The sequence below is a fragment of the Mycobacterium sp. NGS24 genome, assembly GCF_059813065.1.
Genome location: NZ_JCALDW010000002.1, coordinates 220,556 through 236,115, shown reverse-complemented (window position 1 = coordinate 236,115; position 15,560 = coordinate 220,556). Strand labels below are relative to the sequence as shown.

The 15,560-nt window shown below is 67.3% G+C and carries 14 protein-coding genes; 11 read left to right on the top strand and 3 right to left on the bottom strand.

The features are described from left to right. The first annotated feature begins 60 nt into the window (after nt 1-60). Nucleotides 61-1,152, top strand: coding sequence for a calcium:cation antiporter (locus tag AC5Y6Y_RS04050; RefSeq protein ID WP_463825207.1), 1,092 nt, complete (start codon nt 61-63; stop codon nt 1,150-1,152). Between the two features lie 9 nt (nt 1,153-1,161). Here AC5Y6Y_RS04050 and AC5Y6Y_RS04045 read toward each other — a convergent pair whose 3' ends face one another. Further along, nucleotides 1,162-1,617, bottom strand: coding sequence for a peroxiredoxin (locus AC5Y6Y_RS04045; RefSeq protein ID WP_463825208.1), 456 nt, complete (start codon nt 1,615-1,617; stop codon nt 1,162-1,164). 64 nt (nt 1,618-1,681) lie between these two features. Between AC5Y6Y_RS04045 and AC5Y6Y_RS04040 the strand changes: the two genes are divergently transcribed. The 10 genes from AC5Y6Y_RS04040 to AC5Y6Y_RS03995 all read left to right on the top strand — a co-directional run bounded on the left by AC5Y6Y_RS04040 (nt 1,682) and on the right by AC5Y6Y_RS03995 (nt 12,236). Then, entirely contained in the window at nt 1,682-3,232 is a 1,551-nt protein-coding gene (locus tag AC5Y6Y_RS04040; protein ID WP_499919102.1) for an anthranilate synthase component I, read from the top strand. After that, on the top strand, nt 3,225-3,878 hold the full coding sequence (locus AC5Y6Y_RS04035; protein WP_499919103.1) for a TIGR02234 family membrane protein: 654 nt from the start codon (nt 3,225-3,227) through the stop codon (nt 3,876-3,878). Before AC5Y6Y_RS04040 ends, AC5Y6Y_RS04035 begins: the two co-directional genes overlap by 8 nt. A 90-nt stretch (nt 3,879-3,968) precedes the next feature. Continuing rightward, complete coding sequence (trpC, locus tag AC5Y6Y_RS04030; protein WP_463825211.1) at nt 3,969-4,787, top strand: indole-3-glycerol phosphate synthase TrpC; 819 nt, start codon at nt 3,969-3,971, stop codon at nt 4,785-4,787. 35 nt (nt 4,788-4,822) lie between these two features. After that, entirely contained in the window at nt 4,823-6,076 is a 1,254-nt protein-coding gene (gene trpB, locus AC5Y6Y_RS04025; RefSeq protein ID WP_463825212.1) for a tryptophan synthase subunit beta, read from the top strand. Beyond that, on the top strand, nt 6,073-6,885 hold the full coding sequence (trpA, locus tag AC5Y6Y_RS04020; protein WP_499919105.1) for a tryptophan synthase subunit alpha: 813 nt from the start codon (nt 6,073-6,075) through the stop codon (nt 6,883-6,885). Before trpB ends, trpA begins: the two co-directional genes overlap by 4 nt. Nucleotides 6,886-6,893: 8 nt before the next feature. Further along, nucleotides 6,894-8,978 (top strand): prolipoprotein diacylglyceryl transferase, encoded by a 2,085-nt coding sequence (locus AC5Y6Y_RS04015; protein WP_499929486.1) that lies wholly within the window; start codon nt 6,894-6,896, stop codon nt 8,976-8,978. A gap of 89 nt (nt 8,979-9,067) precedes the next feature. Beyond that, nucleotides 9,068-9,454, top strand: coding sequence for an NINE protein (locus AC5Y6Y_RS04010; RefSeq protein WP_499919107.1), 387 nt, complete (start codon nt 9,068-9,070; stop codon nt 9,452-9,454). Then, a complete protein-coding gene (locus AC5Y6Y_RS04005; RefSeq protein WP_463825216.1) occupies nt 9,444-9,878 on the top strand; it encodes a DUF2752 domain-containing protein in 435 nt (144 codons plus the stop codon). The genes AC5Y6Y_RS04010 and AC5Y6Y_RS04005 overlap by 11 nt, the downstream gene beginning before the upstream one ends. A gap of 61 nt (nt 9,879-9,939) precedes the next feature. Continuing rightward, nucleotides 9,940-11,358, top strand: a complete 1,419-nt coding sequence (gene pyk, locus AC5Y6Y_RS04000; RefSeq protein ID WP_463825217.1) for a pyruvate kinase — start codon at nt 9,940-9,942, stop codon at nt 11,356-11,358. Between the two features lie 20 nt (nt 11,359-11,378). Continuing rightward, complete coding sequence (locus tag AC5Y6Y_RS03995) at nt 11,379-12,236, top strand: acyl-CoA thioesterase II (RefSeq protein WP_499919109.1); 858 nt, start codon at nt 11,379-11,381, stop codon at nt 12,234-12,236. 29 nt (nt 12,237-12,265) lie between these two features. On the opposite strand, the gene cydC is transcribed toward AC5Y6Y_RS03995, so the two are convergent. Together cydC and cydD are read right to left on the bottom strand one after the other, a co-directional pair. Continuing rightward, nucleotides 12,266-13,945, bottom strand: coding sequence for a thiol reductant ABC exporter subunit CydC (gene cydC, locus AC5Y6Y_RS03990; RefSeq protein WP_499919110.1), 1,680 nt, complete (start codon nt 13,943-13,945; stop codon nt 12,266-12,268). Beyond that, nucleotides 13,932-15,533, bottom strand: coding sequence for a thiol reductant ABC exporter subunit CydD (cydD, locus tag AC5Y6Y_RS03985; RefSeq protein ID WP_499919164.1), 1,602 nt, complete (start codon nt 15,531-15,533; stop codon nt 13,932-13,934). The genes cydC and cydD overlap by 14 nt, the downstream gene beginning before the upstream one ends. Between the last annotated feature and the right edge of the window lie 27 nt (nt 15,534-15,560).

Here is a 15,560-nt window from a genome sequence, read left to right as displayed (position 1 = left end):
TCTCAGGGCTGATGACGTTCTGCAGCAAGCACTTTGATTGCACTGACGAGAGGATGGTAGATGCGCAGATTGGTGTCCTGGAACGTGCTGACGCCGCTGATCGCCGTCATCTCGCTGGCCCTCACCTGGGGTGAGGATATCGGGCCGCTGCTGGGCGCGGTGGAGGCCGTGTTGCTCGGCGGTGCTGTACTGACCGCCGTCCACCACGCCGAGGTCGTCGCGCACCGGGTCGGTGAGCCGCTGGGGTCGCTGGTGCTCGCGGTCGCGGTGACCGTCATCGAGGTGGCGCTGATCGTCACGCTGATGGCCTCGGGTGGGGACAAAGCGGAGACGCTGGCCCGCGACACCGTCTTCGCGGCGGTGATGATCACCACCAATGGCATCGCCGGCTTGTCGTTACTGGTCGGCTCCCGACGCTACGGCGTGACGACGTTCAACGCCGAGGGCAGCGGTTCGGCGCTGGCCACCATCGCGACACTGGCAACGCTCGGTCTGGTGCTGCCCACGTTCACCACCAGTCATCCCGGCCCGCAGTTCTCCGCCGGCCAACTCGCCTTCGCCGCGGTCGCGTCACTGGCGCTGTATCTGATGTTCGTCTTCACCCAGACCGTGCGGCACCGCGACTTCTTCCTGCCGGTGCGCCAGCAGGGTGCCGACGAGCGTGACGACCACAACGAGCACGCCGATCCGCCGAGCACCAAGGCGGCGCTGGCCAGTCTGGGCCTGCTGCTGGTGGCGCTGGTAGCGGTGGTGGGCCTGGCCAAGGTGGAGTCGCCCATCATCGAGCGGATGGTGGCATCGGCGGGTTTTCCGCATTCCTTCGTCGGCGTGGTGATCGCCACGCTGGTACTGCTGCCGGAAACCCTCGCCGCGGTGCGTGCGGCGGCGCAGGGCCGGCTGCAAATCAGCCTGAACCTGGCCTACGGGTCGGCGATCGCCAGCATCGGGCTCACCATCCCGGCCATCGCGCTGGCATCGATCTGGATCCGTGGGCCGCTGGTGCTGGGACTGGGCGCCACCCAGCTGGTGTTGCTGGCGCTGACCGTCGTGGTGAGCGTTCTGACGGTGGTTCCCGGCCGGGCGACGCGGTTGCAGGCCGAGGTGCATCTGGTGCTGCTGGCCGCGTGCTTCTTCCTCGCGATGAGCCCGTAGCGGCAGGCGTCAGCGGCCGCGCAGCGTCTGCAGCGCTTTGTCGGCGTGACTGTCCATGCTGATCTCACTGGCGATCACGTTGAGCACGGTGCGGTCGGTGTCGATGACGAAGGTGGTGCGCTTGACCGGCATCAGCTTGCCCAGCAGGCCCCGCTTGACGCCGAACTGGGTCGCCACGGCGCCGTCGGCGTCCGACAGCAGCGGGTAGTCGAACCGCTGGGAATCAGCGAACTTGGCCTGCTTCTGCACCTCGTCGGTGCTGATGCCGACGCGGTTGGCGCCGAGTGCGGCGAACTCGGCGGCCAGGTCACGGAAATGGCAGGCCTCCTTCGTGCACCCCGGCGTCATGGCCGCCGGGTAGAAGAACAGCACCACCGGCCCGTCGGCGAGCAGCTCGCTGAGCTTGCGCGGCGTACCCGTCTGATCGGGCAGCTCGAAGTCGGCCACGGTGTCACCAATTTTCATGACCGTCACGCTACGCGGGCCGTCGGCCCGGGGTCTGAGCCACCTCATCTGATTGGATGGTTCGGTGCACGCCAACCTCGCAGCCACCACCACTCGGGAGGACTTCCGCGTGCTGGCGGCAGAGCACCGGGTGGTTCCGGTGACTCGCAAAGTCTTGGCCGACAGCGAAACTCCGCTCTCGGCGTACCGCAAACTCGCCGCCAACCGGCCCGGGACCTTCCTGCTCGAATCCGCTGAGAACGGTCGGTCGTGGTCGCGCTGGTCGTTCATCGGTGCCGGCGCGCCCACGGCGTTGACGGTGCGAGACGGGCACGCGGTCTGGCTGGGCGCCGCACCCAAGGACGCGCCCACCGGGGGCGACCCGCTGGATGCGCTGCGCGCCACGCTGGAGGTGTTGGCCACCGCCGCTCTGCCGGGTTTGCCGCCGCTGTCGGGCGGCATGGTCGGCTTCTTCGCCTACGACATGGTGCGCCGGCTGGAGCGCCTGCCGGAGCTGGCCGTCGACGACCTGGGGCTGCCGGACATGCTGCTGCTGCTGGCCACCGACGTCGCCGCCGTCGACCACCACGAAGGCACCATCACCCTGATCGCCAATGCGGTCAACTGGAACGCCACCGACGAGCGGGTGGACGAGGCCTACGACGACGCGGTGGCGCGGCTGGACGTGATGACCGCGGCCCTGGGTCAGCCGTTGCCCTCGACGGTGTCCACTTTCAGCAAGCCCGAACCGCGGTACCGCGCCCAGCGCACGGTCGAGGAGTACAGCGCGATCGTCGAGCACCTGGTGGAGCAGATTGCCGCCGGGGAAGCGTTCCAGGTGGTGCCCTCGCAGCGCTTCGAGGTCGACACCGACGTCGACCCGATCGACGTGTACCGCATGCTGCGGGTCACCAACCCCAGCCCCTACATGTATCTGTTACAGGTCCCCAATAGTGAAGGGGCAGTGGATTTTTCGATCGTCGGATCGAGCCCGGAGGCATTGGTCACCGTGCAGGACGGCCGTGCCACGACACATCCGATTGCCGGCACCCGGTGGCGCGGACAGACCGACGAGGAAGACGTCCTGCTGGAAAAGGAACTGCTGGCCGACGACAAGGAACTCGCCGAACACCTGATGCTGGTCGACTTGGGCCGCAACGACCTGGGCCGGGTCTGCACCCCGGGCACCGTGCGGGTCGAGGACTACAGCCACATCGAGCGCTACAGCCACGTGATGCATTTGGTGTCGACGGTGACCGGGCAGCTGGCTGAGGGCCGGACCGCGCTCGACGCGGTGACGGCGTGTTTCCCGGCCGGCACCCTGTCGGGCGCGCCGAAGGTGCGGGCGATGGAGCTGATCGAGGAAGTCGAAAAGACCCGCCGCGGCCTGTACGGCGGCGTGGTGGGGTACCTCGACTTCGCCGGCAACGCCGACTTCGCGATCGCCATCCGCACCGCGCTGATGCGGGACCGGACGGCATACGTGCAGGCCGGTGGCGGCGTGGTGGCCGACTCCAACGGCGAGTACGAATACAACGAGGCCAGGAACAAGGCCCGGGCGGTGCTCAACGCCATCGCAGCCGCCGGGACGCTGACCGTCCCCGACACGACGCCCGACCCGGGTAGCAGTGACTGAGACCGCCCGCCGCGCCCGGTTGACGACCGGGATCGCGCAGCTGCTACTGGTAGTCGCCGCCGCAGCGCTGTGGGCGGCGTCTCGGCTGACGTGGGTGGTCATCCGTTCATTCGACGGGCTGGGACAGCCCCGCGACGTCGCGCTGACCGGCGCTACCTGGTCGACCGCGCTGCTGCCGTTGGCGATCGTCAACCTGGCCGCCGCGGCCGCAGCACTGGCGGTACGGGGCTGGCAGCTGCGGGCGCTGGCGGCGCTGCTGGCGATATCCAGCTTTGCCATCGGCTATCTCGGCGTCAGCTTGTGGGCGGTTCCGGATGTGGCGGCGCGCGCCGCGGATCTCGCGCACGTACCGATGGTCACCCTGGTGGGCAGCTCGCGTCACTACACCGGTGCGGTGATCACGGTTCTGACCGCGGTGTGCACGCTGATTGCGGCCGCGTTGTATCTGCGCGCGGCCAAGACCGCCGGCCCGACGCCCGCAGGCGGCACAAAATATCTGGCGCCCGGCGCCCGTCGGTCAATCGCGCGGCGCGACGCCGCGCAGCCCGATGAGACGCCGCTGTCGGAACGCATGATCTGGGACGCCCTCGACGAAGGTCAGGACCCCACCGATCGGCCCGACGGGCCGGACACCGAGGGGCGGTGACGGACCCTGTCCCGACGGTCGCTACCCTTTGTGCACGTCGGCGAAACGTGCTGGCGAGCGTTGGGTCACGGGGAAAGGAACACGGCAGGCATGAGTCCGGCATCCGTGCTTGACTCCATCCTCGAGGGAGTCCGGGCCGACGTTGCCGCGCGCGAAGCCCGGGTGAGTCTCTCCGAGATCAAGGCCGCCGCCGCCGCCGCGCCGAAACCACTTGATGTGATGGCCGCACTTCGCGAACCGGGCATCGGAGTCATCGCCGAAGTCAAGCGCGCCAGCCCGTCGAAGGGGGCGTTGGCGCCCATCGCCGATCCGGCCAAGCTGGCCCGCGCCTACGAGGACGGCGGCGCGCGGATCATCAGCGTGCTGACCGAGGAACGACGCTTCAACGGCTCCCTCGACGACCTGGACGCGGTGCGTGCCGCGGTGTCGATTCCGGTGTTGCGCAAAGACTTTGTGGTGCAGCCCTATCAGATCCACGAGGCGCGCGCGCACGGTGCCGACATGTTGTTGCTGATCGTCGCCGCACTGGACCAGTCCGCGCTGGTGTCCATGCTCGACCGCACCGAGTCGCTCGGCATGACCGCGCTCGTCGAGGTGCACACCGAAGAAGAGGCTGACCGCGCATTGAAGGCCGGGGCCAACGTAATCGGCGTCAACGCCAGGGATCTGGCGACCTTGGAGGTCGACCGGGACTGCTTCGCGCGCATCGCCCCAGGGTTGCCCAGCAACGTGATAAGGATCGCCGAATCCGGTGTGCGTCATACCGGTGACCTGCTGGCATACGCCGGAGCAGGTGCCGACGCCGTCCTGGTCGGCGAGGGCTTGGTCAAGAGTGGTGACCCGCGCGCGGCGGTCGCCGACCTGGTGACCGCGGGTACCCATCCGTCCTGTCCGAAACCGTCTCGCTAGCCGTTGATGTGCCGCGGGCGCACTGAGTCTTTGTGATGGCAGATTTGTCCAACCCGGATATTCCGCGCACCAGTGCGGCCGTCGTCGAACGCACCCATCACGATCCTGATCAGGGTGGGCATTTCGGCGTATACGGTGGCCGCTACGTGCCCGAAGCGTTGATGGCCGTCATCGAAGAGGTCACGGTCGCTTACGAAAAGGAGCGCGTGGACCAGGATTTCCTGGACACGCTGGACAAACTGCAGGCGCACTATGCGGGTCGCCCGTCGCCGCTGTATGAGACGGCCCGACTCGGCGAGCACGCCGGGTTCGCCCGAATCTTCCTGAAGCGAGAAGACCTGAACCACACCGGTTCTCATAAGATCAACAATGTCCTGGGTCAGGCGCTGTTGGCGCGCAGGATGGGTAAGACCCGGGTGATCGCCGAGACCGGCGCCGGCCAGCATGGTGTGGCCACCGCCACCGCGTGCGCGTTGCTGGGCCTGGATTGCATCATCTACATGGGCGCGGTCGACACCGCGCGCCAGGCGCTCAATGTGGCACGGATGCGACTGCTCGGTGCGCAGGTGGTCTCGGTGGAGACCGGATCGCGAACCCTCAAGGACGCCATCAACGAAGCGTTCCGGGACTGGGTGACCAACGCCGACAACACTTATTACTGCTTCGGCACCGCCGCTGGACCGCACCCGTTCCCCACCATGGTGCGCGATTTCCAGCGCATCATCGGGTTGGAGGCGCGCGTCCAGATCCAGCAGCAGATCGGCAGGCTGCCCGATGCGGTGGTGGCCTGCGTCGGCGGGGGATCCAATGCGATCGGCATTTTCCACGCTTTCCTCGACGATCCGGGCGTGCAGCTGGTGGGATACGAAGCGGCCGGTGACGGCGTGGAGACCGGACGGCACGCGGCGACATTCACGGGCGGTTCACCCGGCGCGTTCCAGGGCTCCTACTCGTATCTGCTGCAGGACGAGGACGGCCAAACCATCGAATCGCACTCCATCTCAGCAGGATTGGACTACCCGGGCGTCGGCCCGGAACATGCATGGCTCAAGGAGATCGGCCGTGTGCGCTACGACCCGATCACCGACACCGAGGCCATGGAGGCGTTCGGCCTGTTGTGCCGCACCGAAGGCATCATCCCGGCCATCGAATCCGCGCACGCGGTAGCTGGTGCCCTCAAGCTGGGTGCCGAATTGGGAAGGGGCGCGGTCATAGTGGTCAACCTGTCCGGTCGCGGCGACAAGGACGTGGAGACCGCCGCGAAGTGGTTCGGCCTACTGGACACGTGATGACGGTGGAACAGAGCGAAGCAAGCAGACTGGGTCCGCTGTTCGAGGCGTGCCGCGCGGACGCCCGGGCGGCGCTGATCGGCTACCTGCCCACCGGCTATCCCGACGTGCCGACGTCGGTGCGGGCCATGACCGCGTTGGTCGAATCCGGTTGCGACATCATCGAAGTCGGGGTGCCCTATTCGGATCCGGGGATGGACGGGCCCACCATCCAGCGGGCTACCGAGGTGGCGCTCAGCGGGGGAGTGCGGATCAGGGACACGTTGGCCGCAGTCGAGGCGATCAGCGGAGCGGGCGGTCACGCGGTGGTGATGACCTACTGGAATCCGGTGTTGCGCTACGGCGTTGATGCGTTTGCGCGAGACCTGGCGGCAGCCGGCGGCCATGGCCTGATCACCCCGGATCTGATTCCCGACGAGGCGCAATCCTGGCTCGCGGCGTCTGACGAGCACGGACTGGACCGCATCTTTCTGGTCGCGCCGTCGTCGATGCCCGAACGGTTGGCGAACACCGTCGAGCTCTCGCGGGGGTTCGTCTACGCGGCGTCGACGATGGGCGTGACCGGCGCACGTGATGCGGTATCGAACGCCGCACCTGAACTGGTGGGGAGGGTGAAGGCGGTGTCGGACATACCGGTTGGAGTCGGTCTGGGTGTGCGCTCGGGCGAGCAGGCCGCACAGATCGGCAGCTACGCCGACGGCGTCATCGTCGGTTCAGCGCTGGTTTCTGCACTGGCCGAAGGTCTGCCGACATTGCGCGGGCTGACCGAGGAACTCGCCGCCGGCGTGCGCAGCGTGGCACGGAGATGACGACTGCTATGTCCGAGAAGCTGCTGGCCTACTTCCCCAGCCCGCCGCGCGGGGTGTGGCACCTCGGCCCGTTGCCAATTCGCGCCTACGCGTTTTTCATCATCGTCGGGATCTTGGTGGCGCTGTTGATCGGGGACCGGCGCTGGGTGGCCCGCGGCGGTGAACGCGGCCTGGTTTACGACATCGCTTTGTGGGTGGTGCCTTTCGGCCTGATCGGCGGACGGTTGTACCACCTTGCGACGGACTGGCGGACGTACTGGGGTCCGGGCGGCGCCGGGTTGAGTGCGGCGCTGCGTATCTGGGACGGTGGGTTGGGAATCTGGGGTGCGGTCGCACTCGGTGTGTTCGGTGCCTGGCTCGGGTGCCGGCGCAACGGAATTCCGTTGCCGGCCTTCCTCGACGCGGTCGCGCCCGGAATTGTGTTGGCGCAGGCCATCGGCAGACTCGGCAACTACTTCAACCAGGAGCTCTACGGGCGCAAGACCACGCTGCCGTGGGGTTTGGAGATTTTTTACCGCAAGGACCCCGCCGGGTTCCAGGACCCGCATTCTCTCGACGGCGTCTCCACGGGTGAGGTCTTCGCCGTCGTACAACCCACGTTCCTCTACGAATTGATCTGGAACGTCCTGGTATTCGCTGCGCTGCTCTACCTGGATCGTCGCTTCACGCTCAGCCACGGGCGGTTGTTCGCCAGCTACGTCGCGCTGTACTGCGTCGGGCGGTTCGGCGTGGAGTTGTTGCGCGACGACACGGCGACGCTGATCGCCGGCATCCGGATCAACACGTTCACCTCCACTTTCGTATTCATCGGTGCGGTGGTTTACCTGATCGTGGCGCCCAAGGATCGCGAAGATCCGTCCTTGCTGCGCGGCTTCGGTGACGAGGAGGAGTCGTCGACACCGGAACCGGCCGAGGAGCTTGCGGCGGTAGGTACGGGATCGGTGGTGATGGTCAAGGGCGCGGCCGGTAAGGGTGGAAGCGCTGGTGCGGAGAAGGTCGAGACTGCTGAGCCTGAGGCAACCGAGTCGGTCGATGCTGTCGGCGACGAGGCGCTGGACGAGGATCTCGAGTCTGCTATCGCTGAAGCCGATCCACTGGTCGCCGAGGGGGAGGTTGGCGACGAGACGATGGACGCCGCCGCGGATGAGTCGGTAGCCGGGGCACCCGATGGCGAGGCTGACGAATCAGCTGAGCCGGATGCGGAGTCGGTTGATGCTGTCGCGGATGAGGCGTTGGACGAGGATCTCGAGTCTGCTATCGCTGAAGCCGACCCGTTAGTCCCACAGGTTGAGTCTGATGCGGAGTCCGCCGATGCTGTCGCGGATGAGGCGTTGGACGAGGATCTCGAGTCTGCTATCGCTGAAGCCGACCCGTTAGTCCCACAGATTGTGTCTGATGCGGAGTCCGCCGATGCTGTCGCGGAGAAGGCGGTTGCTGAGGAGCCTGCGGCGGAGGAACTGGCGCCCGAGGCTGAGGTCGCTGAATCCACTGAGGCTGATGCTGAGTCGGTTGAGGTGGGTGCTGAGGAGTTGGCGCCTGAGCTTGCGGTCGCTGAGGCCACGGAGCCTGATGCTGGGTCGGTTGACGCCGCCGCGGAGGAGGCGGTTGCTGAGGAGCCTGCGGCGGAGGAACTGGCGCCCGAGGCCGAGGTCGCTGAATCCACTGAGTCTGATGCTGAGTCGGTTGACGCCGCCGCGGAGGAGGCGGTTGCTGAGGAGCCTGCGGCGGAGGAACTGGCGTCTGAGCCTGAGGTCGCTGAGTCCACCGACCCTGATGCTGAATCAGTTGAGGCGGGTGGTGAGGAACTGGCGTCCGAGCCTGAGGTCGCTGAATCCCCTGAGCCGGACGCCGAGTCGGCGGATGACACCCACGACGAGGCGCCCTCGGAGGATGCCGAGCCCGCCCAGGCTGAACCCGAGACCGACGCAACCGACATCGAGACCGTCAGCACGCAAAGCCCAGAGCCGTCCGACAGCGACCCGGCTGAACCCACCGAAGATGACAAGCCGGCCTCGAGCGCAGCGAGCACACCGCCGGTGGCCGGCCCAGCGCGGCAGCGATGGCGAGATCGGTTCAGAAGGCGCCGGTCCTAGCGGTCACCTGACGCTCGTCGCAGGCTGCGGCTTCTCAGAGCGTCTCCGCGACCTCACCGGCAACGCGCCGGATCTGGCATGCTGAGACCGTGACTGACCAGCCGTGGGCCGCTGAAGAGCAACCGTATCCGCCGCACCAGCAACCGGGATACCCGCCGCCGCCCTATCCGCCTGCACCGCATTACGGCGGCCCCTACGACCCCTCGGCGCCGTTCGGTCGCCACCCCGTCACCGGTCAACCGTATTCGGACAAGTCGAAGACGGTCGCAGGACTGCTGCAACTGCTGGGGCTGTTCGGCATCGCCGGGATCGGCCGCATCTATGCCGGACACACCGGACTCGGCGTCGCTCAACTGCTCGTCGGCTGGGTCACCTGCGGAGTCGGTGCCGTCATCTGGGGGATCATCGACGCGGTGCTGATCCTGACCGACAAGGTCACCGATCCGATGGGTCGACCACTACGCGATGGAACCTAACGGGCCGACACCAGCCACCGACGAACAGGACCGTCGGCGTCCCGGCCGTTACGCGGCCGTCGGATCGGCGGTCCTGCTCGGCGGCGCCCTGACCTACATCGGTCTGGCCGACCCCCACCAGCCGGGTTCGGTTTACCCGCAGTGCCCGTTCAAGTTGATCACCGGGTGGAACTGCCCGGCCTGCGGCGGCCTGCGGATGACCCATGACCTGCTGCACGGCGATCTGGTGGCCGGCATCAACGACAATGTCTTCTTCCTGGTCGCGCTCCCGCTGCTGGCGGTGTGGATTGTGCTGCGGCGCACGCGTCGGCAGTCCTACCTTCCGATCAGGACGACGGCCCTGTTCGTCGTCGCCATGACTGCGTGGACGGTGGTCCGCAATCTCCCGGGTTTTCCTCTGGTACCCACGGTGCTCACCGGATAGTTACGCGCCTCGCGGCTCTGGGATCCCCAGATGCCAGCAAGCGCGACTATGCTTTGGCGTCGTGACTAGACGCGGAAAGATCGTCTGCACTCTCGGACCGGCAACTCAAAAAGACGAGTTGGTCAAGGCGCTCGTCGAAGCAGGTATGGACGTCGCCAGAATGAATTTCAGCCACGGCGACTACAGCGATCACGAAGCCGCCTACAAGCGGGTTCGGGCGGCCTCAGATGCCACCGGCCGCGCCGTCGGCGTGCTCTGCGACCTGCAAGGCCCGAAGATCCGGCTGGGCCGGTTCGCCGACGGACCCACCCATTGGGAAGACGGTGAGACGGTCCGGATCACCGTCGACGACTGCGAGGGCACCCACGACAGGGTGTCGACCACCTACAAAAGGCTGGCCGAGGACGCGACCGTGGGCGACCGCGTTCTGGTCGACGACGGCAAAGTCGGACTGCAGGTCGAAAGCGTCGACGGCAACGACGTGGTCTGCAAAGTGGTCGAGGGCGGCCCAGTCAGCAACAACAAGGGCATCTCGCTGCCCGGAATGAACGTCTCCGCCCCCGCTCTGTCGGAGAAGGACATCGAGGACCTGACGTTCGCGATGGAACTCGGCGTCGACATGGTGGCGCTATCGTTTGTCCGATCGCCGTCGGACGTCGAACTGGTCCACGAGGTCATGGATCGGGTCGGGCGACGGGTGCCGGTCATCGCCAAGCTGGAGAAGCCGGAAGCGATCGACAATCTGGAGGCCATCGTCCTGGCCTTCGATGCCGTCATGGTGGCCCGCGGTGACCTCGGGGTGGAGTTGCCGCTCGAAGAGGTGCCGTTGGTGCAGAAGCGGGCCATTCAGATGGCGCGGGAGAACGCCAAGCCGGTGATCGTGGCTACCCAGATGCTCGACTCGATGATCGAGAATTCCCGGCCTACCCGGGCCGAGGCCTCCGACGTCGCCAACGCCGTCCTCGACGGGGCCGACGCGCTGATGCTCTCCGGCGAGACCTCGGTGGGCAAGCACCCGTTGCAGGCGGTCAAGACGATGTCGCGGATCGTGTGCGCGGTCGAGGAGAACTCAACGGCCGCGCCACCGCTGACGCACGTGCCGCGCACCAAGCGCGGGGTGATCTCTTACGCGGCCCGCGACATCGGGGAGCGGCTGGACGCCAAAGCGCTGGTCGCCTTCACCCAGTCCGGCGATACCGTGCGGCGCCTGGCCCGCCTGCACACACCGCTGCCGCTGCTGGCTTTCACCGATCTGCCTGAGGTGCGCAGTCAGCTGGCCATGACGTGGGGCACCGAGACGTTCATCGTCCCGCACATGAAGTCGACGGACGGGATGATCCGCCAGGTCGACAAGTCGCTGCTCGAGCTGGGCCGCTACAAGCGCGGTGACCTGGTGGTCATCGTGGCGGGCGCGCCGCCCGGCACGGTGGGTTCCACCAACCTGATCCATGTGCACCGGATCGGTGAGGACGACGTCTAGCGGCGCCATAGGCTGACGCGGTGTCAGATTTCGACGAACTACTGGCGGTCCTGGACCTCGACCACGTCACCGACGACAGTTTCACCGGGCGCCACCCCAGTAAGAATCCGATGCGGACCTTCGGCGGGTTGCTCATGGCGCAGTCATTCATCGCCGGCACCCGGACACTGACCCGCGACCTGCCGCCCAGCGCCCTGTCGGTGCACTTCGTCAACGGCGGCGACACCGCCAGGGACATCGAATTCCACGTGGTGCGGCTGCGCGACGAGCGCCGCTTCGCCAACCGGCGGGTGGACGCGGTGCAGGACGGAGTGTTGCTGTCCTCGGCAATGCTCTCGTACATGTCCGGTGGCGCCGGACTCGAGCATGCCGTAGATCCGCCGCAGGTCGCCGATCCGGAGTCGGTGCCACCTCTGGGTGAGCTGTTGCGCGGCTACGAAGAGACCGTTCCACTTTTCGTCAACGCGTTGCAGCCGGTGGAATGGCGTTACACCAACGACCCGTCCTGGGTGATGCGGGACAAGGGCGGGCGGCTGGACTACAACCGCGTCTGGCTCAAGGCGAAAGGCGTGCTGCCCGATGATCCGGTGCTGCACACCGCGACCATGCTGTACTCCTCGGACACCACCGTGCTGGATTCGGTGATCACCAGGCACGGATTGTCCTGGGGTTTCGACCGGATCTTCGCGGCCTCGGCCAACCACTCGGTGTGGTTTCACCGCCAGGTCGACTACAACGACTGGGTGCTGTATTCGACGTCGTCGCCGGTGGCCGCCGATTCGCGTGGGCTGGGTACCGGGCATTTCTTCGATCGCACCGGGCAGGTCGTCGCCACGGTGGTGCAGGAAGGCGTACTGAAATACTTCCCCCGCCACTGACTTTGGTGGCCGAGCAGACACAGAATCGCCTAGCTGTTCAGCGTGTCGTGCGATTCTGCGTCTGCTCGCGGGGGACCGGGGAGCGGCAGGCGGGCGCAGCGGAGATCGGCGGGCAGGTGGTGGGTGGCGACTACCACCGTCTTGCCGTCGCCGAGCACCGCGGAATCGGGATCCAACAGCTCACGCAGCACGCGGTCGGCGTCGCACCTGTCGAGGTGCTCGGTCGGCTCGTCGAGCAACAGGATCCGCGCGGGGCACAGCAACGCCCGCGCCAGCAGCAGCCGTCGACGCTGACCGGCCGAAACCGCTTGCGCACCACCGATCAGCACGGTCGACAACCCGTCGGGCAGACCGGCCACCCAGGCGCCCAGGCCGGCGGCCTGCAGCGCCGCGGTGATCTCCTCGTCGGTGCAGTCGCCGCGGACGACCAGCAGATTGTCCCGGACAGTGGTGGCGAAAAGGTGCGCATCTTCGGCGAAAAAGCAAATCGCGGAACGCAATTCGTCCTCAGCCAGGTCACCCAGGTCGATGCCGTCCAGCCGCACCTCGCCGCGCAACGGTGGCAGCAGGCCGGCCAGCGTCATCAGCAGCGTCGTTTTTCCGCAACCGCTGGGGCCGGTGACCGCCAGCCTGCTGCCCGGCGCGAGGTCGAGCACGCTGTGCTGGGATCGGCCGCCGGCATGACCGGAATACACATCCGCGGACAACCGGCCCGACGGTCGGGGCAGCGATGCCGTGCCCGCCGCAGCGGCAGTGTCGCATGGCGCCAGGTCCAGCAGGCGACGCGCCGCGATCCGTGACCGCGTCAACTGCACCGCAGCGCCGGGGAGGGCGGTTGTGGCTTCAAATGCCGACAGCGGCAACAACATCAGTACAGCCAGGGTGGTCGGCGCGACCGCCGAGGCCATGCCGATCCCGGCCACTACCGCACCGAGCACGCTGACGCCGATGGCCGCGGTGGGCAGGGCCTCGGCGACGGCGGCCGGCCGCGCGGCGGCATCCAGCGCCGTACCCCAACTGCGCTGCTGTTGCTCTGCCGTCGCGACGAACCGCGGAAGCACCCCCGCGACCCGAAGTTCGGGCGCATGTTCCAGGGTGAGCATCGCCGTCGCGTCGCGTTCCGAATGATGCTGACGGGCAATGGTTTCCTGCTCGGTAGCGGTCCGCCCGGCAAACGCCGGCGCGATGACCCCGGCCGCCACCAGACAGATCGCCAACACCGCGGCCGCCGGCAGCGAAATGAGTCCCACCACCACGACGGCGGACACCGCCAGCACCGCCGCGACTGCCATCGGGACCACGGCGCGCACCAGCACGTCGGCGAGCGCGTCGACGTCGGCACCCACCCGCGACACCAGTTCGCCGCTGGACAACCGAACTGCTTGCGCAGCAGGCCCGGACGACAGTCGGCGGTAGATCCGGGTGCGGGCCGTGTTCGCCGCCCGGAGTGCCGCATCGTGGGTAGCCAGCCGCTCGCAGTAGCGCAGCACGCCACGCGAGATGGCGAACGTCCGGACCGCCACGACCGCGACGGACAGGTCCAGCACCGGGGGCATCTGCCAGGCGCGGGTGATCAGCCACGCCGACACTCCCGCCAACGCCAGCGCGCTGCCCAGCGACAGCACGCCGAGCGCGATGGCGGCCAGGATGCGGGACAGTCTCGGGCGCAACAATGTTGCCGCTTGGGCGAGTGGATCAGACTCGCACACGGTGCGCCTCGCGGGATAGTTCGACGACCCGGTCACCGATGCTCAACACACTTTCGCGATGTCCGACCAGTACCACGGTGGTGCCGACGCGTGCGCGAGCGACGATGGCCCGCAGCACCCGCGCTTCGGTGGCCACGTCCAGGTGGGCGGTGGGCTCGTCGAGCAACAGCACCGGGGCGGCAGATCCCAACGTGCGCGCCAGTCCCAACCGTTGGCGCTGCCCGAGGGACAAGCCTTCGCCGCCGCGGCCCAGCGTAGTGTCCATACCATCGGGCAGCTCACGCAGAACTTCGTCGAAACCTGCTTCCCTGCAGGCGCTTTCCAGATCGTCAAGCTCGCCGAACAACGACAGATTGTCCCGCACTGTTCCGGGGATGAGCACCGGACGTTGCGGCAGCCAGGACAGTTGGCGCCACCACGACTCGGGTGCCAGTTCGGCGAGGTCGACGCCGGCCACCGTCACTCGACCAGACGTGGGCATCGTGAGCCCGGCGATCACCTGCAGGACGGTGCTTTTCCCGGCGCCGTTCGGACCGGTCAGCACGGTGACGGCGGCTGGTTCGATGACGGCGGTCAGGTTGTCGGGCGCATGACCGTCGCGGGACGCGACGCAGAGCTGTTCCAGCCGGATCTGCGCCCCGCGCGCGGTGACGGTCTGCTGACCCGGCGGCGACGGGTGCGGTTCGCCGATGAGCGCGAACGCCGCGTCGGCCGCGGCCCGGCCATCCTGCGCGGCATGGAATTCCACCCCGATGCGGCGCAGCGGCCAGTACACGTCAGGTGCCAGTAACAGCACGGTCAACCCGGCACCCAGGCTCATCTCGCCGAAGACCAGTCGCAGGCCGATGCTCACCGCGACCAGTGCGACACCCAGCGTCGCCAGCAATTCGAGGACCAAGGCGGACAGGAACGCGATCCGCAACGTGGACATGGTGGAACGGCGGTGAGCTGCACCGAGTTCAGCGATGCGCTGCTCCGGACCCGATGCCCGGCCCAGTGCGCGCAGCGTCGGGATGCCGGCGATCAGATCCAACAATCGAGCCTGCAGGGTGGTCATGGACACCAGGGCGGCCGCCGATCGTTCGGCGGTGGCCAATCCGATCAACACCATGAAGACGGGAATGAGCGGCAGTGTGATCAGCACGATCACCATGGATTTCACGTCGTAGAGGGCGATCACCGCGACGGTGGCCGGTGTCAGGATCGCAGCCAACAACAACGTCGGCAGGTAGTTGGCGAAGTACGGCCGCAGGCCATCCAGCCCGCGGGTCACCACTGCTGCAGCCGAATTATGCTGCGCTGCAATCTCACTAGGTTGCCGGTAACTCACCGCGGTCAACACCTGACCACTCAGGTCGGCGATCACCGCGCTGGCACCCCGCTGGCTGAGGCGGGCCTGCAGCCACTGAGTCACCGCGCGAACAGTCCAGAGACCCGCCATGATCGACAGCGGAATCACCCAGTGGGAGTGTGGCGAATGGTCGGTCACTGCCCGCGCGACGACGTCCGCGAGCACAATCGCCGAACCGATTGCACACCCGGAAATCACCACACCGCAGGCGACGCTGGCGATCAGATACCGGCGCAGCGCGGTCGATACCCGCCACAGACGTGG

Excerpts from the sequence above, each read along its gene's own strand:
- AC5Y6Y_RS04050 (WP_463825207.1), top strand. The coding sequence starts at position 61 with ATGCGCAGATTGGTGTCCTGGAACGTGCTGACGCCGCTGATCGCCGTC.
- AC5Y6Y_RS04045 (WP_463825208.1), bottom strand. The coding sequence starts at position 1,617 with ATGAAAATTGGTGACACCGTGGCCGACTTCGAGCTGCCCGATCAGACG.
- trpC (WP_463825211.1), top strand. The coding sequence starts at position 3,969 with ATGAGTCCGGCATCCGTGCTTGACTCCATCCTCGAGGGAGTCCGGGCC.
- trpB (WP_463825212.1), top strand. The coding sequence starts at position 4,823 with ATGGCAGATTTGTCCAACCCGGATATTCCGCGCACCAGTGCGGCCGTC.
- AC5Y6Y_RS04015 (WP_499929486.1), top strand. The coding sequence starts at position 6,894 with ATGTCCGAGAAGCTGCTGGCCTACTTCCCCAGCCCGCCGCGCGGGGTG.
- AC5Y6Y_RS04005 (WP_463825216.1), top strand. The coding sequence starts at position 9,444 with ATGGAACCTAACGGGCCGACACCAGCCACCGACGAACAGGACCGTCGG.